The 25,895-nt window shown below is 33.1% G+C and carries 21 protein-coding genes and 1 pseudogene; 7 read left to right on the top strand and 15 right to left on the bottom strand.

Annotated features, from left to right (window positions below; genetic code table 11):
* Window positions 1–62: 62 nt before the first annotated feature.
* Window positions 63–944, bottom strand: coding sequence for a YitT family protein (locus RAH41_RS04445; RefSeq protein WP_331220967.1), 882 nt, complete (start codon window positions 942–944; stop codon window positions 63–65).
* A gap of 173 nt (window positions 945–1,117) precedes the next feature.
* On the opposite strand from RAH41_RS04445, the gene RAH41_RS04440 reads away from it, so the two are divergent.
* A complete protein-coding gene (locus tag RAH41_RS04440; RefSeq protein WP_129688185.1) occupies window positions 1,118–1,561 on the top strand; it encodes a MarR family winged helix-turn-helix transcriptional regulator in 444 nt (147 codons plus the stop codon).
* Between the two features lie 2 nt (window positions 1,562–1,563).
* Entirely contained in the window at window positions 1,564–2,748 is a 1,185-nt protein-coding gene (locus RAH41_RS04435; protein WP_331220966.1) for an MFS transporter, read from the top strand.
* A 37-nt stretch (window positions 2,749–2,785) separates the two neighbouring features.
* Here RAH41_RS04435 and RAH41_RS04430 read toward each other — a convergent pair whose 3' ends face one another.
* The 3 genes from RAH41_RS04430 to RAH41_RS04420 are packed head-to-tail and all read right to left on the bottom strand — an operon-like array spanning window position 2,786 to window position 6,479.
* A complete protein-coding gene (locus RAH41_RS04430) occupies window positions 2,786–3,907 on the bottom strand; it encodes a Ger(x)C family spore germination protein (protein WP_331220965.1) in 1,122 nt (373 codons plus the stop codon).
* Window positions 3,904–5,001, bottom strand: coding sequence for a GerAB/ArcD/ProY family transporter (locus RAH41_RS04425; protein WP_331220964.1), 1,098 nt, complete (start codon window positions 4,999–5,001; stop codon window positions 3,904–3,906). The genes RAH41_RS04430 and RAH41_RS04425 overlap by 4 nt, the downstream gene beginning before the upstream one ends.
* Before the next feature lie 20 nt (window positions 5,002–5,021).
* Window positions 5,022–6,479, bottom strand: coding sequence for a spore germination protein (locus RAH41_RS04420; protein ID WP_331220963.1), 1,458 nt, complete (start codon window positions 6,477–6,479; stop codon window positions 5,022–5,024).
* 162 nt (window positions 6,480–6,641) lie between these two features.
* On the opposite strand from RAH41_RS04420, the gene RAH41_RS04415 reads away from it, so the two are divergent.
* Both RAH41_RS04415 and RAH41_RS04410 read left to right on the top strand, forming a co-directional pair.
* Window positions 6,642–7,385, top strand: coding sequence for a hypothetical protein (locus RAH41_RS04415; protein ID WP_331220962.1), 744 nt, complete (start codon window positions 6,642–6,644; stop codon window positions 7,383–7,385).
* A gap of 19 nt (window positions 7,386–7,404) precedes the next feature.
* The gene (locus tag RAH41_RS04410; RefSeq protein ID WP_331220961.1) at window positions 7,405–7,752 is read left to right on the top strand and encodes a DUF952 domain-containing protein; all 348 of its coding nucleotides are present in this window, start codon (window positions 7,405–7,407) and stop codon (window positions 7,750–7,752) included.
* A gap of 43 nt (window positions 7,753–7,795) precedes the next feature.
* Here RAH41_RS04410 and RAH41_RS04405 read toward each other — a convergent pair.
* Window positions 7,796–8,541, bottom strand: a pseudogene (locus RAH41_RS04405) (AAA family ATPase).
* A 578-nt stretch (window positions 8,542–9,119) separates the two neighbouring features.
* Window positions 9,120–9,458 carry a hypothetical protein gene (locus tag RAH41_RS04400; RefSeq protein WP_331220960.1) on the bottom strand — a complete coding sequence of 113 codons (339 nt, stop codon included), beginning with the start codon at window positions 9,456–9,458 and terminating at the stop codon, window positions 9,120–9,122.
* Between the two features lie 193 nt (window positions 9,459–9,651).
* On the opposite strand from RAH41_RS04400, the gene RAH41_RS04395 reads away from it, so the two are divergent.
* Window positions 9,652–10,737, top strand: a complete 1,086-nt coding sequence (locus tag RAH41_RS04395) for a GIY-YIG nuclease family protein (RefSeq protein ID WP_331221048.1) — start codon at window positions 9,652–9,654, stop codon at window positions 10,735–10,737.
* Window positions 10,738–10,766: 29 nt separating this feature from the next.
* Here the strand turns inward: RAH41_RS04395 and RAH41_RS04390 are convergent, their stop codons facing one another.
* The 9 genes from RAH41_RS04390 to RAH41_RS04350 form a co-directional block, all read right to left on the bottom strand.
* Window positions 10,767–12,062: a uracil/xanthine transporter gene (locus RAH41_RS04390; protein ID WP_331220959.1), complete on the bottom strand. Its 1,296-nt coding sequence runs from the start codon at window positions 12,060–12,062 to the stop codon at window positions 10,767–10,769.
* A 19-nt stretch (window positions 12,063–12,081) separates the two neighbouring features.
* The gene (locus RAH41_RS04385) at window positions 12,082–12,987 is read right to left on the bottom strand and encodes a DMT family transporter (protein WP_331220958.1); all 906 of its coding nucleotides are present in this window, start codon (window positions 12,985–12,987) and stop codon (window positions 12,082–12,084) included.
* 312 nt (window positions 12,988–13,299) lie between these two features.
* A complete protein-coding gene (locus RAH41_RS04380) occupies window positions 13,300–14,544 on the bottom strand; it encodes an amidohydrolase (RefSeq protein WP_331220957.1) in 1,245 nt (414 codons plus the stop codon).
* Window positions 14,545–14,577: 33 nt separating this feature from the next.
* Window positions 14,578–15,819 carry an amidohydrolase gene (locus tag RAH41_RS04375; RefSeq protein WP_331220956.1) on the bottom strand — a complete coding sequence of 414 codons (1,242 nt, stop codon included), beginning with the start codon at window positions 15,817–15,819 and terminating at the stop codon, window positions 14,578–14,580.
* Between the two features lie 23 nt (window positions 15,820–15,842).
* On the bottom strand, window positions 15,843–17,114 hold the full coding sequence (locus RAH41_RS04370; protein ID WP_419471560.1) for an amidohydrolase family protein: 1,272 nt from the start codon (window positions 17,112–17,114) through the stop codon (window positions 15,843–15,845).
* A gap of 400 nt (window positions 17,115–17,514) precedes the next feature.
* Window positions 17,515–19,080: a glutathione ABC transporter substrate-binding protein gene (locus RAH41_RS04365; protein WP_331220954.1), complete on the bottom strand. Its 1,566-nt coding sequence runs from the start codon at window positions 19,078–19,080 to the stop codon at window positions 17,515–17,517.
* Between the two features lie 113 nt (window positions 19,081–19,193).
* On the bottom strand, window positions 19,194–20,690 hold the full coding sequence (locus RAH41_RS04360; RefSeq protein ID WP_331220953.1) for an amidohydrolase family protein: 1,497 nt from the start codon (window positions 20,688–20,690) through the stop codon (window positions 19,194–19,196).
* Window positions 20,691–20,719: 29 nt separating this feature from the next.
* A complete protein-coding gene (locus RAH41_RS04355) occupies window positions 20,720–22,198 on the bottom strand; it encodes an amidohydrolase family protein (protein ID WP_331220952.1) in 1,479 nt (492 codons plus the stop codon).
* A gap of 89 nt (window positions 22,199–22,287) precedes the next feature.
* Complete coding sequence (locus RAH41_RS04350) at window positions 22,288–23,844, bottom strand: glutathione ABC transporter substrate-binding protein (RefSeq protein WP_331220951.1); 1,557 nt, start codon at window positions 23,842–23,844, stop codon at window positions 22,288–22,290.
* 211 nt (window positions 23,845–24,055) lie between these two features.
* Between RAH41_RS04350 and nikC the strand changes: the two genes are divergently transcribed.
* Window positions 24,056–24,958 carry a nickel transporter permease gene (nikC, locus tag RAH41_RS04345; protein WP_331220950.1) on the top strand — a complete coding sequence of 301 codons (903 nt, stop codon included), beginning with the start codon at window positions 24,056–24,058 and terminating at the stop codon, window positions 24,956–24,958.
* 12 nt (window positions 24,959–24,970) lie between these two features.
* Entirely contained in the window at window positions 24,971–25,891 is a 921-nt protein-coding gene (locus tag RAH41_RS04340) for an ABC transporter permease (protein ID WP_331220949.1), read from the top strand.
* Window positions 25,892–25,895: the final 4 nt, after the last annotated feature.

The raw sequence follows: 25,895 nt of genomic DNA, 5'->3' as shown, positions 1-25,895 counted from the left end.
AGGAAAGAAGGTCCAACTATTCTGAACCTTCCTCCATATTTCAATGCTCTTGTTGAAAAATCCTAATGTACATTTTTCTTTTTAAATCTTCCACCACGTACTTCTGCAATATCTGAAATGGCTAAAAAGGCACTTGGATCAATATCATCGACAATTGTTTTTAATTCCGCTTCTTCTAATCGAGTGATAACACAATAAATAACCTTTGTGGTTTCACCTGAGTATGCTCCTGTACCATTTATATAGGTCACACCACGGCCCATTCTAAAAAGAATTGCCTCTCCAATATCTTCATTTTTGTCACTAATAATCCATGCAGATTTTGATTGTTCTAATCCTTCCACTACGATATCAATTGTTTTAAATGCGACTAAATATGCAATAATTGAGTACATTGCTCGATCCCAAGAAAAAATGAATCCAGCAGCCCCTAAAATAAATAAGTTGAAAACCATAATGATTTCACCAACGGAAAAAGGAATCTTACTATTAATAATGATCGCTAGAATCTCAATCCCGTCTAATGCTCCACCAAATCGAATCGCTAATCCTACCCCTACCCCTAAAACCATTCCTCCAAAGATTGTTGCAAGTAATATATCTTCTGTAAAAGCAGGGATATGATGAAACATACTTGTTAAATAAGAAAGAACAGTGATGCCAAGTATCGTCGAAATTGCGAAAGTTTTCCCTATTTGTTTATAGCCTAAATAAAAAAATGGTAGGTTTAATACAAAAAGAAATACGCCAAGTGGTAGCCCCGTAAGATGGGAAACCATAATCGAAATACCTGTTATTCCGCCATCGATAACATCATTTGGAACTAAAAATATTTCAAGACCTGTCGCTACAAGTAATGACCCAACTAGCATAGCGATTGTTCTTTGTAAAATCTTTCTTTTATGAGATTTAACATTTGTTGAAGAATGTATTGCTTCTGCCATCTCAAATACCGTCCTAACTTTTTTGTAAAATTTTTCTACATTTAATATTTGCTCTTATGCTCAATTTATACTAAATAAGTTCATTCACTGGACATTCACAATTTGTTCAAATATAATTAGCTAGACAACTATTTTAATTAGCTAGCTAACTAATTTATCAAGGAGACTTTTTTATGCGCAAAAAGCAGCCTTTCTTTTTTTTATTAAATCAGACTACACGTCAGTTTTCGAAATCATTTAATGAGCATCTCGTTCCTACTGGATTGTACTTGGCACAGTGGTCTGTTATTCATTATATCCATTTACATGGACCATGTACTCAACGAACAATTTGTTCGAATTTGAATATTGAGCCACCTACACTGACACGAACTCTACGTAGAATGGAAACTTTAGACTTAATCGTTCGCAAAGAAGGAACAGATAAGAGAGAGAAAATGATTCACCTAACTGATAAAGCTATAAATCAATTTGATAGTTGGAAAGAGCAAATCATTTCATTTGAGAATGATGTTATCAAAGATATACCCGATGAAGAGCTTGATATTGCACTTCAAGTTTTTCAAAAAATGATGAACAATATGAAAGCGTCGGAGGTTACTAAACAGGGGGAATAAGTTTGAAAAACGAGCGTTTATGGACAAAGGATTTTCTAAGTGTAAGCTTAAGTGGATTTTTTGTATTTTTAGTATTTTATACGTTGATGGCGACATTGCCGATTTTTGTGATTGATAATTTAGGACAAGAAGATAGTAAAGTTGGTCTTGTAGTAACAGCGTTTCTTATCGCCTCAGTTGCAATTCGTCCATTTGCAGGCATCTGGCTTGATACAATTGGTCGCAGAAAAATACTAATCATTTCATTAGTTTTCTTTACATTCACAACATTTTTATATCCTTTTATAAATAACTTTGCATTATTACTTTTATTGCGTTTTGCACAAGGGATATTTTTCGGTCTAGGGACAACCGCAACAGGAACGATTGTTGCTGAAATAGTTCCAGTAACACGTAGGGGCGAAGGGATGAGTTATTATAGTTCATCAATGATCCTTGCAATGGTATTTGGTCCTTATCTTGGTATTAATTTAATGAATCATTTCACCTTCCATATTTTGTTTTTTGTTTGTGGCTTCTTCGCAATTCTTTCACTTATTTTCGGTTTATTCATTGCGATTCCTAAACAAACATTAAAAGCAAAAACTCGAATTAAACCATCACAACTAATTGAGCGTTCAGCATTACCAATCTCAATTACTTCAGCAATTATCTCTTTCGGTTACAGTGGTATCATTTCATTTATCACATTATACGCAAAGAATTTAGGTTTTGTAGAAGTTGCTAGTTTCTTTTTTATTGTGTATGCAGTTTTCATTTTAGGATCAAGACCGTTCACTGGTAAACTATTTGATCGTAAAGGAGCAAACATAATTGTTTACCCTGGGATCATTTTATTTACGATTGGTCTAGTTGTCTTGAGCTTTTCAACTGTACCAACAATCTTTTTATTTTCCGCTGCTTTAATCGGTCTAGGGTATGGATCAATCGTACCTAGTTTTCAAACATTAGCGATTAACACTGCTGCCCCTGCCAAAAAGGGAATGGCGACAGCGACATTTTTTATGTTTTTTGATGTCGGTATGGGAATTGGCTCTTACGTACTTGGTATTGTATCTGCGAAAACATCTTTCCATATTATGTACGTAATAACAGCTATTGCTATATTGTCAACGACTGTTATTTACTATTTATTGCATGATCGTAAACAAAGAAAAGCGCTAAATCTTGAAAACGCAGCGGCATAAAATTTAAAACCCACCAAATTAGGTGGGTTTTCTTAATTTACATCGAAATCCCTTTATCGATAACAATAATCTTAACTTTTACTTTTATATTCGATTTTTGATAAGTATCAAGCCAATGATCCTCATTTTTTTTCCAATCAGCATACTGAAATGAGTGAGCAAGAATACCAAAACCAACTGGATCAACTTTATCTTTTTGAAAAGATTGGACTAAATTATTTAGTTCTTTTTGTAATTTTTTTTCGATCGCTTTTTTTAAGATAGCTTCTGTTGAATTCGTCAAACCTATTGGAGATTCTGTAAACGTGATCGGTAATGTCAAATTCACATTAAAACTATAATGACCATTTGAATATTTTTTATCGATTTTTCGCTTTACATCTTTAATATAAAAACTAGTTTCTTTATCTGTAAAGACATCATCTTCATCTTTTTTAAATTTGTTAAGACCTAATGCAAAAACTAATTGCCCTTCTAAATGATCTTTTAAAATTTTTAACAGTTGTGTTTCATTCATTGAAAGGGTTCGATTATACAAATTATTTTTAGTTAACAAAGTTGTTCCATTGACAACTAAATGATCTTTTTGTATTTCTAGTTCAGGTGCAAAAGGTGTAATCCCCTTCTCATAATACATTTGATGAAACTGTCGGATAGACGTTCTGAAAGCAACATTTCGAAAATCAGCAGTTTTTATTAATTGAGGAATATAGATCGGCAACTCAGGTGTATCCTTTGGTTTTAAATTAAAAACATCTGCAAGAGGACCATCCACAAAAATAAGATCTGCATTTAATCGAAATTTTGGATCTCGAAAAAACATATCCATGATTGAAAACCAATTTTTATGTTCAAGTACTTTTGACCCTATTAAGATTGCTTGAATTTTACCCCCACCAGTAACACCACTAGCTCGCGTATCAAAATAATTTCTAGATTCTTTTATCGATAGAGTTTGAACGTTAAAATGTTCAGTTTTCTCCTTTGTTTCCCCACTAAAGACCGGACTTGCCATAAATACTTCTACTTTATTTTCATCGTTTACATCGATTCCTAAAATCATCGATAATGTGACATCTTCTATATTAACTTTCCCTCTACAGCCTGAAACGCCGATTACTAAAAAAATACTAAGCAAACATACTTGAAAATATTTCAATTGATTTTCACCTTACTTAACCTATTTTTTATTAAACCGCCGACCAATAACAGGATGGGGATACCGATCGTGATGTATAATCCAGAAATCATTAAAACATGTAAATGATTAGTTGTATTTGTAAATGTTGGAACTTGAATAAATGTAAGGATGATAATAATTAGAAATAGAATAATAATGACAATCGGTAATAGTCTAAATTTAAATAACTCTGATAATCCATTCATTCCAGCCCATATAAACGTAACCCATGATTTCGAAATTATCATTAAAAATAATGAGAATAAAATGAAATCTAACCTCTCAACATATTGAAATTCAATTACACTTAAAATATCGATTACTGGCTCAAATGTCATTTTGATTTCATATGGACTATAAATAACAAAGCAAATAATGGTTACAAAAACGTAAGTAAAAGTTGTTAAAGCATTTCCAATAATTACGCCTTTTATCGCCTTTTCCTTCGACTTTAAATATGGGTAATAAACTAAGATTAATTCAATTCCTAGAAATGAAGTTGCCGTTAATGGAATCGTCTTAAAAATCGGCAACCAACCATCCTTAATTATTGGTAAAATAAAATTTATATCAGCATCTTTAAGTGTGAATAACAGCATGAATAAGGTAAAACAAGCAATCGGAAAAATTGCTTCGATATATTTTGCAATTAAATGAATTCCTCCACTTATTAGCTGATAAGTTGGAAAAAGAAATAAGATTAATAAAATATAAGTTTTTGTTTCTTGAAGTATGTAGGATTGAATATATAAAATCGCTCTAACTAATGCGAGATATCCTCCATATAGAAAATAAATTGCTTGTAACATAACTACAATCGATCCAATCGGTTTTCCTAAATAAAAAGTAAAAAAACCTATGTAGTTTAAATTAGGAGCCTTCTCTCTTAATTTAACAAATACAATGCTAATTAAAGTAGAAATTATCCCCCCAATAAGAATTGTAATCCAACTACTAGTACCTCCTTTTAGAGCTAGTTCTCTAGGTAGTGACAACATTCCAATCCCTACTTGAATACCAAAAATCATTAAAATAAATTGAAATTGTGTAATTTTTGACTTCGTAATTATCATGAAAGAATCCCTTCTAACATTCATTCCTCATTACGTTGTTTATTTTGTTTTTTCCAAAGATATCTTAGTGGAATCCTTATAAAAGTGTCCATAAATACCTCGCGCTGAACTGGAGAGAAAGGCGATGTATATGGTCTGTTAAAACTTGATAAACTCAGACCATGAATGATAAGGACCATTGTACTAACAATCAAACCAATTAATCCAAATAATGAAGCCATAATCATAACTGGGAATCGAATGACTCTTAAACTAGAAGCCATTTCATAATTTGGGATAATAAATGATGAAATAGCTGTTATCGCCACAACAATTACCATAATATTACTAACAATACCCGCCTGTACCGCAGCTTGGCCAATAACAATTCCTCCTACTACCCCAACTGTAGTACTAATGGGCGAAGGTAGTCTTATAGCCGCTTCTCTTAGCATTTCCAATGTAATCTCCATCACAATTGCTTCGATTAAAGGATCAAATGGAACCTTTGCTCTAGATTCACCGATCGATAGAAGTAACTTCAATGGAACAATTTCATAATTAAACGAAATAATTGCTATATATATCCCTGGTAAAAAGATCGTTATAAAAAAAGCAACAATTCTAAGCATGCGATTAAACGAGGATACGATCGCTCTAGAAGTATAATCATCAATTGTTTTAAAAAATATAGCGAAATTAATTGGTAAAACTATAACTTCAGATGAACAATCTACTATTATTACAACTTTTCCTTCTAGCAATGCCAATGCTGCAACATCCGGTCGCTCAGTTGTTAAAAATTGAGGAAATGGTGAAAATGGATTCCTTTCCATCAATTGTGCTAAATGATTTGCACTTAGTATGGAATTCATGTCTAACGAAGTTATTTTTTTGTTGATACCTGAAAGTAAATCTTCATCCACTAATCCATCGATATATGAAATTGCTACAATTGTTTTATTTTCTTTACCGAGCTCTGTTTGCTTAATTTGAAAGTCACGATTTTGGATTAATCTACGAAGTAATGCTATATTCGATTGATATGTTTCAACAAAAGATATTTTAGAACCTTTTAAAGAGTTATCAATGCTAGGTGGCATATATGACCTTTGTGGCCAATTTTCAGTCGAATAAACAAACGAAGTTGAATCACCTTCTATTAAAAGAATACTCTTCCCATCTAGAATGAATTTTTCAATATCTAATATTCGACTTGTTCTTTCGGTATTATTTGTAATATATAAATCAATTTCATTTGAATTTGAACTAATTGTATTGATAAATTGATCTATCTTTTTCTCATCAACTAAACCCGACAGATAAAATAGCATAGCCGGTTTATCGTTAATTTTTAATTGTTTTTTTATGAGATCGGAAGTCGGAAAAATTTTTTGAATGATATCACTGTTTTCTATTAAATTCCCTTCAGTATGAATAACGGAAGAACGTAAATTATATTTTCTTAAACGCTTCTTTTGTTCATTGGAATAATCCACTTAATCTTCCATCCTTTCATCATTTGCCAGCTTACTTTCAGCTAATCAGTTTTATCAAAAATCACCTTTTTTATACTTTAAAGGCTAGGTTGGGAGACAGTTGGATTTCACAGAGAACTTTCGATACAATAAACTATAAATAGGTGTGATGGAGGACCAAATATGGCAATCTTGTCTAATGCAAAATTTAAAGAATATAAAACATTGATATCTTCTTTATCTCCTTCACTTGAAACTAGTACATTAAAAAGTGAAAAATTTCTAGTAGATAAAGATGAAACGAAAAATTTAGAAATTTATTATGCTCCTTTTGAATACATTAATGAGCAAGCTAAAGTCATCATAGTTGGGATTACTCCCGGCTTACATCAAATGAAACAATCTTATTCTACTGTCATTAGACTTAAAGACGAAGTGATGGATGAAGAAGAAATTTTACACGAAGTAAAAAAGAATTCTAGCTTTGAAGGACCGATGCGAAAAAACTTGATTGCTATGTTAGATGAATTGGAACTACATCATTATCTTGGATTACATTCAACTAGCGAACTTTTTAGTACAGCAAGTCATTTAGTCCAAACTACGTCCGTTATTAAATACCCTGTTTTTTATAAAGGAAGAAACTATAATGGCTCAACTCCGAATATTCTAAGGACTGACCTACTTAAAAAGTATATTGTTAACACCTTTGCGGAAGAAATTATAAGACTAGACACCCCCCTCATTATCCCATTAGGAGTTAATGTTTCAAAAGTTTTAACCTATCTAACGACGCATGATTATTTAAAATCCGACTCCATTTTATACGGATTCCCCCATACATCTGGCGGGAATGGACATCGACATAAACAATTTGCGGAAAATAAAGAAGCTATGAAAAGAAAAATTAAATTATACTTTGAGTAATGATGAAAGGAGAACCAAAATGATATTACATATTCTCAGAAACAAAGACTGGCAAAATGCAAATAGTTCTGGTGAATATTCACCAGATAGTTTAAAAAACGAGGGTTTTATCCATTGTTCAACCCTCAAGCAAACTGTTGAAATCGCAAACTTATTCTTTAAAGGTGCAACTGATTTAAAAATACTTTGTATTAATGAAAAAAAAACAAAGTCAAAAATCGTATATGAAGATACCGAAAACTTTGGACAATTATTTCCTCATATTTATGGACCGTTAAATTTAGATGCTGTTTTTAAAGTTGTTGATCTTCACGCTGACGAAAATGGAAAATTTATATTACCTGATGAATTAAGAGAGCAAGAATAACAAAAAACTCAGTTTCACATAGGTGAACTGAGTTTTTTTAGCTTCACTCATCATCACGTAACAAATCACTTAAAAACTTTTCCCTATTTTGTAAAAAATATTTTGTAATTTGATAGTGATCGGTACTTTCATAATCAATTCTGGAAATTTCTCCATGATCAAAGCTTAAAATATCAGCATTTGGATAACCAAGGAGAATTGGAGGAGAATTGGAGAATGTGTAGCAATAATGAACTGCGAATTTTCATTTTCTACTAAATCATGAATTATTTTTAAAAATGTTAATTGCCTTGCTGGAGACAACGCTGCCTCAGGTTCATCTAACAAATAGATTGCCGTTTCATTAAATCGATTTAAAAATAAGGACAAAAATGATTCCCCATGTGATTGTTGATGGAGAGACTGTCCGCCATAGCTGTCATATTTTTTATTTTCTGGATCCTCTAATTCATCTAAGTAAGTAGCAAAATTATAAAATGATTCTGCTCGTAAGAAAAATCCATTCGAAATTTTCGGTAACCAAGAAAGTCTTATGTAATGTCCAAGTTCTGACTCCGATGCAAAAACTTCATAATTATTATTACGTCCCCCACCTGCTGAATTAAAATCACATTTATCAGCAATAGCTTCCAATAATGTAGACTTTCCAGAACCATTTTCACCTACAAAAAAGGTTACATTACTTCTCAGGTTTAATTCATCAAAAGATTTAATAGAAGGAATTGAAAACGGATATTGGCTAAAGGAATTAACATCATGGCGCAAAAGTTTAATTTTTTTTAAAAACATTTTCATCACCTATAAAGATTATACAGTAATGATGATCCTAATCTAAAAATTTATTAGAAAGAATTACATCATATTTGTCTTGAAATTCTCAGCTACGTTTTTATTTTTTCTTGCATAATCAATTCATAATTGTCTAATTTTATGAATTTTTTATTCGTTTTAGTAAGAATAAGAACAGATTTACATTGAAACTGTCTGCAATCGACCAACTCCCCGATTCAAATCCACTAACAAGTATAGGTAATTACTACGTTTATGTGTGATTCTCTTAAATTTAATTGCAGATTGCGATTCTCTAAATTTAATGGCACTTTTGCTAGTTTTAATTGCGATTTTCAGATTTTATTATTTCCACATAATGGCTCTTTATTGCGGCACTCCAAGACTTATTTGCAGCTCAAGCTTTTTTGTCATCACTCTTTTTTATTTGAATGCCCCTACTATTATTTTAAATTTGTCACTGCTCTTTATTTAAAGTTTTTAAAGACCTTTTATCCATTAAAATAAAAAAAGAGGTTCTCCTAACTAATTAGACTGTTAAGATTCCCTCGTTTTTTATGAAGGTTTTTTACATTGAATCAAAATACGGTACTAAGAGCATCCTTATAAATCACGATTGCTCTTACTACATGAAAAATAGCTACTAAAATAATCGTTACTTCGTAAGCAGATACTTTAACTAAATCGAATTTTTTTCGGAGTACAAATTTCCGAAAAAGTGCTGGGAATCCTTCATTCAGTTTTAAACAAATAATATAGAATACTAGAATAACAAAGTATAGGAAGAACCCCATGTCAGCATACTTCCAGTTGACTAAATCAGCAAATAGACTGCATAACCAAATAATTAAAACATTAACAATACAAGCTAGAATCCAATTGGAGAAAGAGGATGTCGTATAGATTGTTTTCATCAAAATCACTTCTCCTTTAAATCATCTGTAGTCAATTTTTACGCATGTAGTCGTTCTTTTATGCGTATATTAATGACTTTAAATTATGTTTTTTATATAAAGTTTTGTTGAAGTTATTTCACATAATTGTCCTGACTCTTCATTCCTTTCTCATGTTAAAATGAAATTATACTTACAAGAAAAGGGATGAACTACAATTAATCTACAAGAAAAAGTAAAAAATCTGCCTTTATCCCCTGGCGTTTATTTAATGAAGGATTCAAAAGGTCAAATCCTTTATGTTGGAAAAGCAAAAAGCTTAAAAAAACGAGTTCAATCTTATTTTCAAAATTCAAAGGGACATTCACCAAAAGTAAAAAAACTAGTAACCCATTTAAAGGATTTTGACTATTTATTGACTGATACTGAATTCGATGCTTTCATGCTTGAGTGTCATTTAATTAAAGAAATTAAACCAATGTATAATCGTATGATGAAAAGTCCGCAATCATTTATTTACTTAGTCATCAACTTAAATAAGAAGGTTCCTTCATTTGAAATTAGCTATGAGCCTATTGAAAGTGAAAATGTATTTATATTTGGTCCTTTTACAAGTAGAAGTACTGTTGAAAGAGCAGTTACCGGCATTAAGGAGTGCTTTAAAATTAATTGTGGTCATTCAACCGTTAAAAATAGCGCTTGTTTAAATTATTCATTAGGGACATGTAATGGGGTATGTCGAGGTGGATCAGCGTTAGAAGAGTACAATATGATAATTGATAAAGTGATTCGTTTTCTTAATCGTACTGACTTGGGTCTGCTCGAAGAAATGGAAAAGTTTATGTTATCAGCATCTGAACAATTTGATTTTGAAGCTGCAGCAAAATACAGGGATTGGATTGAAATGGTTAAGTCTTTAACTAATAAAGAAAAACTAATTGAATTTACTGAACAAAATCATACTATTATTACGATTGAACAATTAGAGGACAACAAATTTAAGTACTTTCTGATTCATCGGACGCAAATATTGCATTGTGAATTGGTAGAAATTGAAGACGATTCATTTGATCAGCTAATTGAACTTATGTATTCAAATTCACTTAATTACTTCAAAAATAATACTATTCAATTTTCTAAAGATGTAAGCCGCGATGAAATCGACGAAGCTCAAATTATTTACAGCTATTTAAATAGTAAGAATTGCAAACATCTAATTATTCCGAAAAGATGGCTTAGTCATACAAGTACTAAATTAAAAAAAGAGCTTCAAAAATTAGTTGATTTTTCTAAATTAAAATAGGCCCGAGGATATTTTCCTCGAGCCATTTTTTATCCCTTTACCTTCTCAAACTGATTCCAGTTAATTGATTTCTCTAATATAATTGAAAGAATGACACCCATAATCAGTCCATTTGTTAAAAATGGTTGAACAATCATAGGAAGATTTCCAAATGTTCCAGGAGCGATATTCATTAAGCTTACTCCAACTAAAACTGGGGCTGCCAATCTAAAAATTGTATCTGATGTAAATACTTTTCCATTTGTACTACTAAATGCTGTTCCAAACAATTGAAGATAGGCAACAAATAATACTGCATTTCCAACTGTTACAGGCATTGTTGCTAAAAATGAAATTAATGGTGGAAGTACACCAATTATTGCTAGCAGTGCCCCTCCAAATATAAATGGTTTTCTTTCATATATTTGTGTACTTTGTAAAAATCCAAGTGATGATGTAAATGGTGTATATGGAACAATTCCAAATAATGCAGCAATAATTGTAAAGCTGCCTGTGAAAAATAGTGAAAAACGATATTGTTTTGTACTCGCTTCTTCTTTTAATAAATCAGATGCAGCTTTAATTGATGCAAATGTATTACTTAAATTCATAATTCCTGCAAAAAATGAGATTGCGATTATACCTATTTCTAAATTTGGTGCGCCTAAAGGGAATAAAGAAAAATGCGCACTTGCTGCCCCTACTTCTTTTGCATCTGATCCAAATAAAATCGAATAGAATAACCACCCTACGATAATGCCAATTAATATTGAAAAATTGCTGATAATACGAGAACCTTTTAATTTTAAAATACTAACAAATAATACGATGCATACAGAAAGTATACTGATTGATATACTGATTTCACCATTACTCGTAATTCCAAGCATACCTTTAAAGAATACAAAAATAAGCTGAAATGAAAGTAAAAATAAATAAACTGTCATAACCATTGGGGTAAAGATTTTTTGAAGAAAAGAAATCAAATTGAATGCTGATAAAAGTAATGTAACAATACCTGCTGCAATAAATCCTGTTGCCATACCTCCTCCAATTTCTGTATAACTTAACCCAAACGCAGAGGCTGATAATCCTAGATTCAGCATAACTCCCCACAATAAACCAGAATGACCTTCCATGACAGGATATTTATGACCAATCCATCCTTGTAAAACGGATGCTATACCAGTAAAGATTAGTGAACTTCTGATTGTACTTTCAATAACATCTGAAGGCAAATGAAATGCAGCTCCTATTGATATAGGGACTACAATCGTATTTGCAAAAATAAAAAATAGCCATTGAACTGATGAAAAAAGAGTAGTAGAAACTCTCACGTTTTTCATAGTTTCCTCCTCCTCTTGCTTAAAAATTTTTTGTGTCTTTTATATAGACTGGATCATTAATCGCCTTTCTCCATTTTAATGAAGTTGATAGAAAAACACCAATAATAATGAGTGCTCCACCTAAAAGTTGAGATGGAGTAATATTATTTTTTAAAACAATCAAACCAACTAGCATTGCAACAAAAGGTTCTAAGTTAAGAAACATAGCCGCTTTTGATGCTCCGACAATTTGAATTTGATGATTCCAAATTAAAGTACAAATCCCATGCATAACAATCGCTGTTACAATTAATAGAATCCAAGGCATCTCTTCCTTACTCAACGCCCCAGTTGTTTGTGAAAAAAGCGCAATCGGTAATAAGCCTCCAAAACCAATAAAATTCGAGTAAAGCGAAATCGTGGTGGATTCATAGCTAACAGTTAGCTTTTTAATCATAATTATTGAAATTGAAAACGAGAGCATCGTTAGAAAAATCCAAATCAAACCAATTGTAATTTGAAGCTTTTGTCCGTTTGTAATAACAAAAAAGACACCTATAAAAGCTATAATTGAACCTAATACAAAACCTTTTGTTAGTCTTTCCTTTAAAAATATTGAAGCTAAAAAAGATGTAGTAAGAGGAGCAAGCGCAAGTATTAATGCAGAAGTTGTTGGATGGGTTGTTTCTAAAGCGGAATAAAATGACCATTGATTAATACAAGTACCAATTAACCCTAATAAAATAATCATAAACCAATCTTTTGTCTTAATCTTTTTCCACTTTTTCTTTATTAATGCATAGAAAGCCATAAATAGTAATATAAAGCACAATCTTAAAGCTGACAATAATACTGATGGAAATTCTTTTACTAGTATTGAACCAAAAATAAAATTACTCCCCCAACAAATTACACAGAAAAGTAATAATAGGTAAGAACGAACCATTTCATAGCCTGCTTTCTCAAATTATTAAAACTCATCGATAAACGAGCCTTTAGGAGAAGACAAATGTGTTGTTGCTTAATGAAAAAATGAAAAAGGAAATCTAGATATTTCTAGAGATCCTTTTTCTTCTACTATTTTTGTTTAACAAAGCCTTGATCCTATTTTTCCGTACAGGATAGGTAGTTTTTAGTCTATGTTTGGATGTTTATATTCCTTGGGGAGGCTTTTGGCATCCTTTTTTAATCTTAGCTATTTCGGTTTAGCGGAAACCCACTTAACTTTTTCCTATCCTAATCTTTCTAATTGTTCTATTTATTTACGAATCAGTCTTTCTTCACTTAAAGATCCACTAACGACCTTCCCATTATAAATTACTGCTTTACGATTTGCGCGTCTAGCAACTGCCTCGGCTGAACAGGTCGCATCTACCAATACTAAATTTGCAAGGTCACCTATTTTTGGCCATACTTGGTTCCCTTCAGTATCTAATGGCGTTTTTCCACCGGTAATATATTTTAATGTTTGTGCTAATGATACTTCATCAATCCATCTAAAGCGTTCAGCTAGTCTTCCAGCTCTTTCAAGAATATCTCCTGTTCCGAGTGGAGACCAAACATCAAAAATATTATCATTCCCCACAGCTACCTCGACTCCGCGTTCATTTAGTAAATCCACTGGAGGCATTTGTCTATTAATCGGAACACTCGTGACAATCGAAATTCCTGCGTCTCTAAAGCTGTTTGCTAGTTCGTATGCTTCTTCTCTTGGAACATCACCTATTCCAAATGCATGGCTAATCGCTACTCTGCCTTCCCAGCCTGCTTGCTTAGTAAATTCTACTATACGCTTCATCGTAAATGTTCCTAAATGACCTGGATCATGTAAATGTATATCTATATCTGCATCTGCTTCGACTGCTAAATTATAAAGCTGATATAATGACTCTTCAATATTTTGGTCTACAACAGCTGGGTCAACTGATCCAACAATGCCTGCTCCGTTTCTTAATGCTTCTCTCACATAATTGAATGCGTTTGATCTTAATAAACCATGCTGAGCAAATGCAACAACTTCGGAGCTAAGTCGGTTCGAATAGTTAATTAATGCTTGTTCCACTTGCTCTAAATTTTTTATTCCAACCTCTGGATAAATATCAACATGCGTTCTTACATGTGTAGATCCTGAGGCTAAAAGGATTTCAAGTAAAGCTTCTGCCCGTTCCTTCGTACTTGATGCAATCGTCGGTAAGACCATTTTTTCATATTCAAATCGTTCAATCACACTAGAAGTTGGCGTACAAGCTCTCCATACATCACCCATTAACGTTTTATCAAGATGTACATGCTTTTCAATAAATGAAGGTAAAACTAGTAAACCATCTGCATCTTGAACAGTAAATTCACTAGTAATATCCGTTTCTTCTTTTGTTATTCGAATGATCTTTCCATTTTCAATAAGAAGATGAAATAATTCAGTAGCAGTACCGATCACATTTCCGTTTTCTTTTTCAAACCCAATTTCTAGACGAGCATTTTTTAACCAATAACTAGATTTCATGAATTTCACCTCTTCTTGTAATCTATTGTTACTTTATTTCAAAGCTGATTCGTAATTCAGTCCACCATAAACAATATTTCCATTAGCTATTACAGCGGCACGTTTTGCACGTCTTGCTACAGCCTCAGCAGAACATGATGCATCTACTAAAACCATACTTGCTTCATCTCCTACATTTGGCCATAACTGGTTACCCTTTTCATCAAGAGTCCTTAACCCACCCGTAATAAATTGCAATGTTTGAGAAAGTCCATATTCATCTTTCCAGTTATATCTCTCAGCTAATCTTCCTGCTTTTTCTAACATATCTCCTGTTCCATGTGGAGACCAAGAATCATAGAAACCATCACAACCTAAAGCAACTTGTACACCTTTTGAATGTAATAAATCAACAGGTGGCATTACTCTGTTAATCGGAACAGTCGACATAATTGATACGCCTAAGCTTGCTAGTTTGCTAGACATTTCAACTGACTCATTCTGCGGTACGTCACCTAGCGCAAAAGCATGACTTATTGCTACGCGATTATACCAACCAGCTTGCTCAATAAATGAAACTAGTTTTTGTATTGTATAAAAACCAAGATGACCTGGGTCATGAATATGAATATCGATATCAGCATCAAATTGTACTGCTAGATCAACCATTTCAAATAATGAAAGTTCAATATTTTGATCAATACCCCCAGGATCTAATCCTCCGACGATTGTTGCTCCCTCTCTCATCGCTGTTTTCATAAATGATTTGCTATTTGTGCGAAGTAATCCATGCTGAGGAAAGGCAACAATTTCGTGGGTCATTTTATCTTTATACGTATAAAGTGCTTTTTGAATTTCTTCTAAATTTTTCAAACCAATATACGGATCAATATTAACATGTGTTCGAACATGGGTTGCACCACCTTTTAATAATAGATGCAGCATTTGTTCAGCACGATGTTGTCCTGTTTCAGCTAGTTCTACAAGTTCGGCTGCTTCTAAATTTAATCTCTCTACCAAATTTGCAGCAGGAATACAAGCCTTCCATGGAAGTCCAAGATAAGTCTTATCTAGATGATTATGCATTTCCTTAAATGCAGGTAAAGCCAGTAAATTTTTTGCGTCCTGAACTGGTAGATCTGTTTGCAATGGAAAAGTAGCCAATTGTAATTGTTCAATTTTCCCATCATTAATTAGTAAATTGTAAAGAGTAGTCTCAGTACTATCAATTTTTCCATCTTCAAATACAAATCCACTATCAAGTTTTACATTCTTAAGCCAATATGATTGATTCATCTCATCACTCTCTTTAATAAAACTTAAACTGTTGTTGATTCAAGATTTGAAATTGAACCACTTACAACAGTACCTTTAAAAATAACTGCAGCTCGTTTTGCTCGTCTTGCAACTGCTTCAGCTGAGCAAGTAGCTTCAACAAGTACGATGTTTGCTTCATCTCCTACATTTGGCCATGCTTTTTCACCTTCATTATTTAAAGGAGTTACTCCGCCTGTAATAAATCCAAGACTATTAGCAAGTGTTTTTTCTTCGATATATCTAAATCTTTCAGCAAGTCTTCCAACTTTTTCAAGATTATCTCCAATTCCAAATGGCGTCCAATGATCTGTAATGCTGTCATTACCTAGTTCAACTTTTACACCTTTTTCACTTAGTAAAGGAATTGGAATGGTTCTAAAAATTGGAACCGTAGAAGTAATTGAAATGCCTAAATCAGCAAATCTCTCAGCAATTGCAGTAGCATCTGGAACAGAAAGATCGGCTAATCCACTTGCATGACTTACTGTAACTCTTCCTTGCCATCCTGCTTTTTCAGTTAATGTTGCTAATCTTTGCATTGTAAATAATCCAAGATGATCTGGATCATGTAAATGAACATCGATATCAGAATTTGATTCAACTGCTATTTCCATAATCGTCTCAAGAGAACGTTCGATGTTTTCATCGATTGAAGCTGGATCAACCCCACCTACAAGATTTGCTCCATATTTCATCGCTTCTCTTACTAGTTCGACAGAGTGACTTCTTAAAAGTCCGTGTTGTGGAAATGCAACAATTTCATGTGTTAATTTATCTTTATATCCTTCTAAAGCTTGCAGCGTTGCTTCTAAGTTTTTTAATCCGATAACTGGATCAATATTACAATGTGTACGAATGTGAGTCGTACCATAACTTAATAATAGATCTAGCATCTTTTCTGCTCTTTCTTTCGCAGTTGGTAATAATTTTGGTAATAAAATTTGCTCTTCTTCAATACGAGTTTTTACACCATTTGTTGCTGGCATACACGCTTTCCATGGTCCACCATAATAAGTTTTATCAATATGAATATGCATTTCTTTAAATGAAGGAACCATTAGAAGGCCTTGCACATCATATTGAGGTAATTGATCTGTAATTAAATCACTAACTAATAGAATAGAAGCAATTTTTCCATTTTCAATTTTAACATTGTACTTTCCAGTTGCAGTTCCGTTGATTACTTCATTGTCATTATAAGTAAAACCATTTTCCAGACTCACATTTGTTAACCAATACGATTTTGACAATATACTCACCCTTCCATCCCACATTAAATTTTGATTCTATTTTCATTATAAGCGTGTTTGAAATATTTTGATTTTAGTATGTTTACATATTTTTAAGGTATTTTTACTACTTGTCTAAGTCTATCAATGAAAAGTAAACCTTTTGAGTGTTCAGTTTAAAAAAGTTTGTGTTAGTTGATTTCCACTACAGGATGTTCGCTTTCCATGGGGCGTGATTCTTTAGCCTCCTCGTTCCTGCGGGGTCTCAGGCTTCCCGCATCTCCTATTGGAATCGAGATCCGTTCCAATCTATGGAGAACTAACTTTCTTCTTTTTGCTGTTTTACTTACCCATGAACCCTTTATGAAGAAGTTACTTTTTAATTTCCACAAACAAGAAAGTTCACCCTAATTCAGGATGAACTTCCACTAACAGAAAAATAAGATTATTTAATTGTTACATCGTTAATTTCTAAATAGCCTGAAGGGCTAATTGAGAAGCCTTTTACATTTTTCGAGATTGCAGCGACATTTTCTATTACTCTTACAGGAATATAAGGTGAATCATCCATTTCAATTTCTTGTGCTCTAGCGTAGATTTCTTTACGTTTTGTTTCGTCTTTTTCTTTTCTTCCAGCATTAATTAAGTCATCAACTTTTGAATTGCTATAGAAAAATGTGTTTCCAGCAGCGCCACGGGAGTCTGAGTGGAATAGGTTGTACTGATTGTAATCAGCATCTCCTGTTGCGTTTCTCCAGCTTATAATAAACATTTCTGATTGACCTTTATTTACTTTTTCAACGAACGAACCGTATTCCATCACTTGTACTTTTAAATTAATGCCAATTCCTTTTAATTGTGATTGAATAACCTCTGCTAAATTTACTCGTTCTTTACTATCCATCGTTAGGATTGTTGCATCAAATCCATTTGGATAGCCAGCTTCTGTTAATAGTTTCTTGGCTTCTTTTAAATTGTAATTGTATGCTTTTAATTGCTCATCGTATCCGAATACTTTTGAGCCCATTGCTGAATTCGCTTTTTTACCAACATTGTTATATACACCTTTAATAATCGAATCCATTTCAACAGCATGAGCGATTGCCTTACGTACGCGTACGTCATTAAACGGTTTTTTTGTTACATTGAATCCGATATACTCTGTTCCATAACCTTCACTTCGGTACACTTCCATAGCCGAAGATGATTCAACTTGATTCATAACTGCTATTGGGAGTGGTTCTGCAATTTGAGCTTCTCCTGTTTCAATCATTGAAATCCTTGTTGAGTCTTCTGGAACAACCTTGAAATCAACCTTGTCAATTTTAGGTTTTTTCCCCCAGTAATTTTCATTTTTAACTAGTATAATATCCTGTCCTGGGGACCATGATTTAAATTTAAATGGACCTGTTCCGTTTGGTTCTTGAATAATGTTCTTACCATATTTATCAATTGTTTTAGGACTTATAATTCCACCTTCATGATTTGCTAAAATTGAAAGAAGTGGTGAGAATGGCTCGCTTAAAATAAATTCAACTGTAAATTCGTCGACTACTTTAACTTCTTTTACCATTTTAAATACAACAGCTCTTGGTGAAGCAACTTTAGGATCTAGTAGGCGATCAAATGTTTTCTTTACAGCCTCTGCATTAAATGGTGTACCGTCGTGAAACTTCACATCATGTCGTAGTTTAAATTCCCAAGTTTTATCATTGACTTGATTCCATGACTCTGCTAACATTGGTTGAATTTCGTTATTACTATCTCTCTGGACTAGACCTTCGTAAATTTTATGGTGAGTAACGCTTGCTGCATTTATTGTAGACATAAATTGCTGATCTAAATTTTCGGCATCTGATAACCGAGCAATTACTAGCGTGCTTCCTCCTTTTGAATCATTTGCTTGTCCATTTTCTTTCGTACCTACGTCTTGATTAGATGAACATCCTGTAATTGTGACAGCTGAAAATAGTACTAGAAAAAATTTACTTATTCCTGATTTTAGTTTCAATGCACTGCCTCCCTGTATAAAATTTGACTTACAAATATTTATCTAATTATATAAAATATTCTGATAATTATTTTTGAATATCTTTACCTGTTTTTTCAGTTTCTTTACTTTTTTTAATTATTTGACTTTACTTCTAGTTCATTACATGTTTCAAGTCTTTTAAATGATGGTGGAAATAGTTCATTTTCAGGAAGTTGTTCGTAATCTCTTTCCATGTATCCTCTTCTCATCTTGTTAAAATAGTCTTGGCCTTTTTGTTTTAATACCTGCATATCAAGATTAGGAATTACTTGATCTTGCATCACAATTCTTCCATTTATAATTGATAGTTTTACATCTCTACCTGAACCACTTACAAACATTGTTCGAATTGGATCATCAATAATGCCCATATGGAATCCATCTAAATCAACTGCAATGATATCCGCTTTTGCTCCGACTGCTATTTTTCCAATATCTTCACGATTAAGAAATGCCGCTGCTCCTAGAGTGATCGAATTGAAGAAATCGGCGTATGTAGATCCTTCAACTTCTTTTTCTACAAGTCTTGAAAGCATGCTACCAGTACGTACATTTTGAAAAATATCTGGAGGGAAAGTATCAGTACCTAATGCAATATTGATTCCCTCCTTCCTATATTTTGCATATGATTCAAGCCCTTCTCCGTGTCTTCCTATAATAAGTGGACAATGGATAACAGTCGTATTTGTTTCTTTCAGAAGTGAAATGTCATTATCGATATTGTAATTTGCTCCACTATAGCCCGATACAAAATGAGCGTGTGGTATTCCTGTATTTGGGCCTAAGAATCCAAGATTATATAAATATTTAATTGGTGTAACTCCGTGTTCTTTTAAAATTGTATGAAATTCAAAACTTCCTTGCGCGGCATGTAGCTTGATTGGAACGTTTAATTTGTCACTATAATACTTTGTTTTTATTAAAATTTCTTCAGTCTGTGATTCGATTCTTTCTGGAGCTAACATCCCTCTGACCAATCCATCGTATGCACCATCGAAAGTTTCAATAAACTTTACTGCTCTTTCTAATCCTTCCTCGCCCGCTTTTTCATCCCAATGAATTTTAACGTTTCCATCTGGCTCAACTACTCTAATACCAGCTTGATAGCTTGGTCCAAGGTAAATTCTCAACCCTAGTTTTCCTGCATGATTCGCTGCAGCTTCTAGCTCTTCAAAAGTTTCGGCCCATTTTTTGTAAAAAACGGATGTAATCGGCATTGCAGTAGTAATTCCATTTAAAATAAGCTGCGAATATGCATATAAAGATTTAAATGCTTCTTCCTCATCACTCATTAGCTCATGATGCCCATTTTTTACATACTCTTTTGACCAAAGGAGATTTTTTTGTCTATTTGATTTAGCTTCTAAATGCAAAATATCATGGTCAATATCACCTAATGCATTTAAATCAATAAAGCCAGGACTAAGGATCGCATTTCCAACATCAATTACTTGATCTACTATTTCCGTATAGTTTTTTCCAACAAACAAAATTGTATCTTTTTCATATACAATCTCTGCATTTTCCAATATGACATGTTCACTTCCGTCAAAACCAATGACATATCTTCCCTTTAGCTTCGTTTTCATTATTTCTCCTTCGAATTGAAAATTTTATTTTATTTTTCAACATATCTCATCTCGTCTACATAAGCACGAGCATGTCCCCAGAAATACTTTGTAGGTTGCATATATTTTTCTAATCCAGCGCGTTTTATCGTTGCAAAAGCTTCTTCATTTGCTTCATTTAAAACAGTGCTTTCATGTACTGTATGAACATTTCTGCCTTCCATTATTAGTTTTCCATCAACAATCACGTGGTCTACATCATTTGCTACAGCTTGAAATACTAGCCGATGAACATGCATATACTCTGGAGTCAAATGTGGTTGATGAAGATTAACTGTAATGACATCTGCTTTTTTCCCAATTTCAAGTGAACCTATTTCATCTTCCCAACCTATACATTTTGCTGCATCAATTGTTACCATTTCTAAAAGCTTACCTGGTGGTAAATAATAATAATCTCTAAGTGCTGCTTGATGTACAAACTGTGTTTTCCTCATGGCTTGAAATAAATCAAAGCTTGTAGATGGTGATGTACCATCTGTAGAAATCGCAACAGTTGCTACCATTTCAATTAATTCTGTGATTGGTGTACGTGCATTTATTTGTCCAAAACCAGGAGAAGCACTAATGTTTGTACCAGTTTCAGCTAATATTTTAGCTTCATCGAAGGAAATTCCTCGACAATGCTGAAGATGAACATCCGGACCTAATAGCGCATTTTCTTTATCTTGAATGGCTAAATGAATCATTCCACCAAATGCATCTGAATGAATTCTTGTATTATATTTCCTAGCAATCTCTCTTATTTTTTTAGCTTGATAGAGATCATGTTTTGTTAACCCATAAAGCCGATCTGGAGAAGTCGGATAGGAAGGATCAACCGATGTAACAATAACAAATGGCGTAATAAAGGCTCTTGTTCGATCATCATTTGCGTGATTTAATGCCTCAATAACAGCTTCTGCCCCTTTTAGCACTTCTTCATAAGTAACTTCTTTCTCAACCCTTTTCCCATCAACCCATCTACTAAATGAATGTGGCCAAGGTGGGTTACACGGACCAGTACAAACTACTTCACGCACACCTACTTCGTTATATGCTTTTGCATGGTTTATTGCAAATATGGGATCATCAGATCTCGGCACTGAGCCTAAAACACTTACTCCTGTTGTGATACCTGCTTTTAGTCGTTCAAGTGCTGATAACTTTCCTTCGTAATACCAAAAATCATCTGTCACATAATGCTTATACGTATTCGTCATAATCGGCATCCAAAAATCGATATTCTCCATCGCGATTGTTTTAAACATTGAATGACCGCCATGACCATGAACATCAATTAATCCAGGTAAAATACATTGATGACTACAATCAATTACTTTTTTCGCCTCATACTTAGTTTTCAAGTTTTCGGTGAGACCTATGTCTACTATTCTCCCATTGTGAATTGCAACGGAGCCATTTTGGATTATTCTTCTATCTGTATCCATTGTAATAACAGTTCCATTAACTAATAGCAAATCAATCATTTTTTTCCTCCTATTCTTAGTCTTTAGCATCAACTATGGGTATTAGCAAAAAAACAGCATAAATTAATTATGCTGTTTCATTAAATTACTTATTTCACTGTTACATTATCAAGCATTAAATAACTTGCTGGGTTTAACCAAAGTCCTTTAACTGATGAGCCGGTAACTGCTAAGTGCTCATAGTTACGAATAGGAACATACGGTACTTCGTCATTTTCAATTTCTTGTGCTTGAGCATATAACTCTTTACGTTTTTCACTATCTGCTTCCTGACGAGCTGATTCAATTAATTTATCTACTTTCGGGTTACTGTAGAATGCACTATTTCCTGCTGCACCTTGGGATTTACTATCAAATAAGTTAAATTGGTTATAGTCACCATCACCAGTAGCATTACCCCATCCACCTATTGCAACTTGATGTTCACCTTTTGCGATTGCATCAATATAAGCTCCGTATTCCAGAACTTGAATTTTCACTTTAATCCCAATACCTTTTAATTGAGATTGAATAACTTCAGCCATATTTATTCTTTCTTTACGGTCACTAGTTGTAAGTGTAAAAGAAAGGCCATCTTTAATTCCTGCTTCTTTTAAAAGCTTTTTAGATTCATTAATATCGTAATTATAGCCTTTAAGATTTGAATCATATCCAAATACTTTCGGACTCATTGTTGAATTTGCTTTTGTTCCAACATCGTTATATACACCTTTAATAATTGAATCTACTTCAATTGCATGTGCAATTGCTTTACGGACACGAACATCATCAAATGGTTTTTTCTTAACATTAAAACTTAAATATTCAACAGCTAGTCCATCAGTACGGTATAAATCCATTGTGTCAGAAGCTTCAATACGATCGATTTCTGTTACAGGCACTTGATCAGTTACATGCGCTTCACCAGTTTCAATCATTGCCAGTCTTGTAGCATCTTCAGGAACTACTTTAAAGACTACACCATCAATTTTAGGTTTATTTCCCCAATAATCTTTATTTTTTTCAATTTTAATTTCTTCTCCTGATTTCCAAGATTTAAATACATAAGGACCAGTTCCTACTGGATTTCGTCCAATCTTATCACTGTTTTCTTTAATCGATTTTGGACTAATAATACTTCCTTCATTACTCATTAAAATAGATAAAAGAGGAGCATATGGGTATTTCAAAATAAATTGAACAGTTGAATCGTCTACCACTTTCACTTCTTTTATCATTTCAAATTTACCAGCCTGAGGTGATGCAGTTTTTGGGTCTAGAACTCGATCAAAATTTGTTTTAACTGCATCTGCATTAAAAGGAGATCCATCTTGGAATTTAACGCCTTGTCGTAATTTAAACTCCCAAGTCACATTATCTATTTGCTTCCATTCTGTTGCTAAAAGAGGTTGTGGCTCCATATTTTTATCTGGTTCAACTAATGTTTCATATACCTTTTCATAGACAACGTTTGCTGATGGTATATCAGTAATAAAATGTGGATCTAATGTAGTCGCATCCGATAGTCTAGCTACGACTAGAGTTCCTCCTGCTTTTGCTTTTGTTCCAGTTGCACTACTACTTGTTTGGTCAGATGTACAACCTGCAAGCGCAGTAGAAATTGTTAATAATGATGCAAATAATACTCCAGCTGTCTTTTTCTTCATTGTTTTCTTCCCCCTCTTTCTATTTGCCCTATGATTCTCTTATTCACCATTTTTCTTGAGTACGTAGGCTTAATCAAATTATAAAAAAAAATAAAATTTTATATTTTCAGAATCTTTACTCGTTTTTTAATTATCTTTACTGCTTTTGGGCATTATATTTACTTCAATTCCAATTTTGAATAAATTTAAACAAAGAAAAGGGGGAAAAAGAATGAAAACAGAGATTGTATTGAATAACAATGAAATCAAATTAGAAAAAAAAGAATCTCAAAAACTAAAAAGATGGAAAGTATTTTATAAGAAATTTAAAAAAAATAAATTGGCACTAGTTGGCGGATATATCGTACTTTTTTATATTTTAGTAGCTATTTTTGCACCACTTATTTCGCCCAAGGATCCTTTTGCAATTGATTTAATGCATAAGTTGCAACCTCCATCACTAGAACATTGGATGGGAACAGATGATAAAGGAAGAGATATTTTAAGTAGAATCATTTATGGAAGTCGTCTTTCAATTTCTGTAGGTTTCGTATCAGTTTTATTTGGAGCAATTTTCGGAATCACTCTCGGGTTGATAGCAGGTTATTACGGAAAATGGATGGACACGATCATAATGAGGGTTGTTGATGTTTTACTAGCTTTTCCAGGTATTTTACTAGCACTTGCCATTATAAGTGCATTAGGTCCAAGTTTAATAAATGTTATGGTTGCTGTCGGTATCTTTTCAGTCCCAATGTTTGCACGTATCGTTAGAGGATCTACGTTATCCGTCAGAAAACTTGAATATATCGATGCAATTCGCGCTTTAGGTGCAACTGATACGACAATTATTTTTAAACATATTCTCCCGAATATTCTTTCACCAATAATTGTCCAAGCTACTTTAAAACTTGCTACAGCTATTCTATCAGCAGCAGGCCTGTCATATCTCGGATTAGGTGCTCAACCTCCTTCTCCAGAATGGGGAGCAATGTTAAGTAGTGGACGTGATTATTTATTTAGTGCACCTCACATTGCCTTATTTCCGGGTATTGCTATTTCAACATTAGTTTTAGGATTTAATATTTTCGGTGATGGTCTAAGAGATGCTCTAGATCCAAGGATGAAAAAATAAGGAGGAAAATAAATGTTTCTATTTATTGTCAGAAGAATTATACAAACGATTCCAGTTTTACTTGGTGTAAGTTTAGTTGTTTTTTTAATTATGCAGATGGTTCCTGGAGATCCAGCTACTTTACTTGCTGGTGAAGGTGCTACGAAACAAACGATTGAAATGATTCGTCATCAACTTGGACTTGATCGTCCTGTCGTTATTCAGTATTTCGATTATGTATACCATGTACTTCAAGGTGATTTTGGTGAATCACTTCGAAATAATCGTCCAGTATTAGATGAGATTATGATTCGTTTACCAATTACAATTGAACTTGCGCTAGCTAGTATTTTCATTACTGTCGTGTTTGGTATGCTAGCAGGAATAATATCAGCGACCAAACAGTACTCCGCAGCAGATATTACAATTATGATTGTCGCTTTATTAGGAATCTCTTTACCAAGTTTCTGGTTTGGTTTAATGTTGATCTACTTCTTTTCAGTTAATCTTCATCTATTTCCAGTTGCTGGTTGGGGAACATTTAAACATATGGTACTACCAGCATTAACATTAGGTGCAGGTGGTGCTGCAATAGTAGCTAGAATGACTAGATCAAGTATGTTAGAAGTTGTTCGTCAAGACTATATGCGTACAGCAAGAGCAAAAGGTTTAAAAGAACATATCATTATTTACAAACATGGACTAAAAAATGCATTAATTCCAGTTATTACTGTTGTTGGTCTACAATTTGGTGCTTTACTTGGTGGTACCGTTTTAACAGAGTCAGTTTTTGCAATTAATGGACTTGGTAGATTAATTGTTGATGCAATTAGGACAAGAGATTTACCTATGGTTCAAGGTGGCGTATTAATCGCTTCTGTTATCTTTGTATTTATGAATCTAGCTGTTGATATTCTCTACCGTTACTTTAATAAACGAGTTGACTTGAATTAAGGGG

Origin of the sequence: Gottfriedia acidiceleris, from assembly GCF_036421055.1 — a bacterium.
GTDB lineage: Bacteria > Bacillota > Bacilli > Bacillales > Bacillaceae_G > Gottfriedia > Gottfriedia acidiceleris_C.
The sequence above is the reverse complement of the archived record's forward strand: the minus strand, read 5'-3'. Positions and strand labels throughout refer to the sequence as shown.

What these genes read in the sequence shown, in the direction of transcription:
- RAH41_RS04445 (WP_331220967.1), bottom strand. Translation starts at nt 944, where the DNA reads ATGGCAGAAGCAATACATTCTTCAACAAATGTTAAATCTCATAAAAGA.
- RAH41_RS04440 (WP_129688185.1), top strand. Translation starts at nt 1,118, where the DNA reads ATGCGCAAAAAGCAGCCTTTCTTTTTTTTATTAAATCAGACTACACGT.
- RAH41_RS04425 (WP_331220964.1), bottom strand. Translation starts at nt 5,001, where the DNA reads ATGATAATTACGAAGTCAAAAATTACACAATTTCAATTTATTTTAATG.
- RAH41_RS04415 (WP_331220962.1), top strand. Translation starts at nt 6,642, where the DNA reads ATGGCAATCTTGTCTAATGCAAAATTTAAAGAATATAAAACATTGATA.
- RAH41_RS04410 (WP_331220961.1), top strand. Translation starts at nt 7,405, where the DNA reads ATGATATTACATATTCTCAGAAACAAAGACTGGCAAAATGCAAATAGT.
- RAH41_RS04390 (WP_331220959.1), bottom strand. Translation starts at nt 12,062, where the DNA reads ATGAAAAACGTGAGAGTTTCTACTACTCTTTTTTCATCAGTTCAATGG.
- RAH41_RS04385 (WP_331220958.1), bottom strand. Translation starts at nt 12,987, where the DNA reads ATGGTTCGTTCTTACCTATTATTACTTTTCTGTGTAATTTGTTGGGGG.
- RAH41_RS04380 (WP_331220957.1), bottom strand. Translation starts at nt 14,544, where the DNA reads ATGAAATCTAGTTATTGGTTAAAAAATGCTCGTCTAGAAATTGGGTTT.
- RAH41_RS04375 (WP_331220956.1), bottom strand. Translation starts at nt 15,819, where the DNA reads ATGAATCAATCATATTGGCTTAAGAATGTAAAACTTGATAGTGGATTT.
- RAH41_RS04370 (WP_419471560.1), bottom strand. Translation starts at nt 17,114, where the DNA reads ATGTGGGATGGAAGGGTGAGTATATTGTCAAAATCGTATTGGTTAACA.
- RAH41_RS04360 (WP_331220953.1), bottom strand. Translation starts at nt 20,690, where the DNA reads ATGAAAACGAAGCTAAAGGGAAGATATGTCATTGGTTTTGACGGAAGT.
- RAH41_RS04355 (WP_331220952.1), bottom strand. Translation starts at nt 22,198, where the DNA reads ATGATTGATTTGCTATTAGTTAATGGAACTGTTATTACAATGGATACA.
- RAH41_RS04350 (WP_331220951.1), bottom strand. Translation starts at nt 23,844, where the DNA reads ATGAAGAAAAAGACAGCTGGAGTATTATTTGCATCATTATTAACAATT.
- nikC (WP_331220950.1), top strand. Translation starts at nt 24,056, where the DNA reads ATGAAAACAGAGATTGTATTGAATAACAATGAAATCAAATTAGAAAAA.
- RAH41_RS04340 (WP_331220949.1), top strand. Translation starts at nt 24,971, where the DNA reads ATGTTTCTATTTATTGTCAGAAGAATTATACAAACGATTCCAGTTTTA.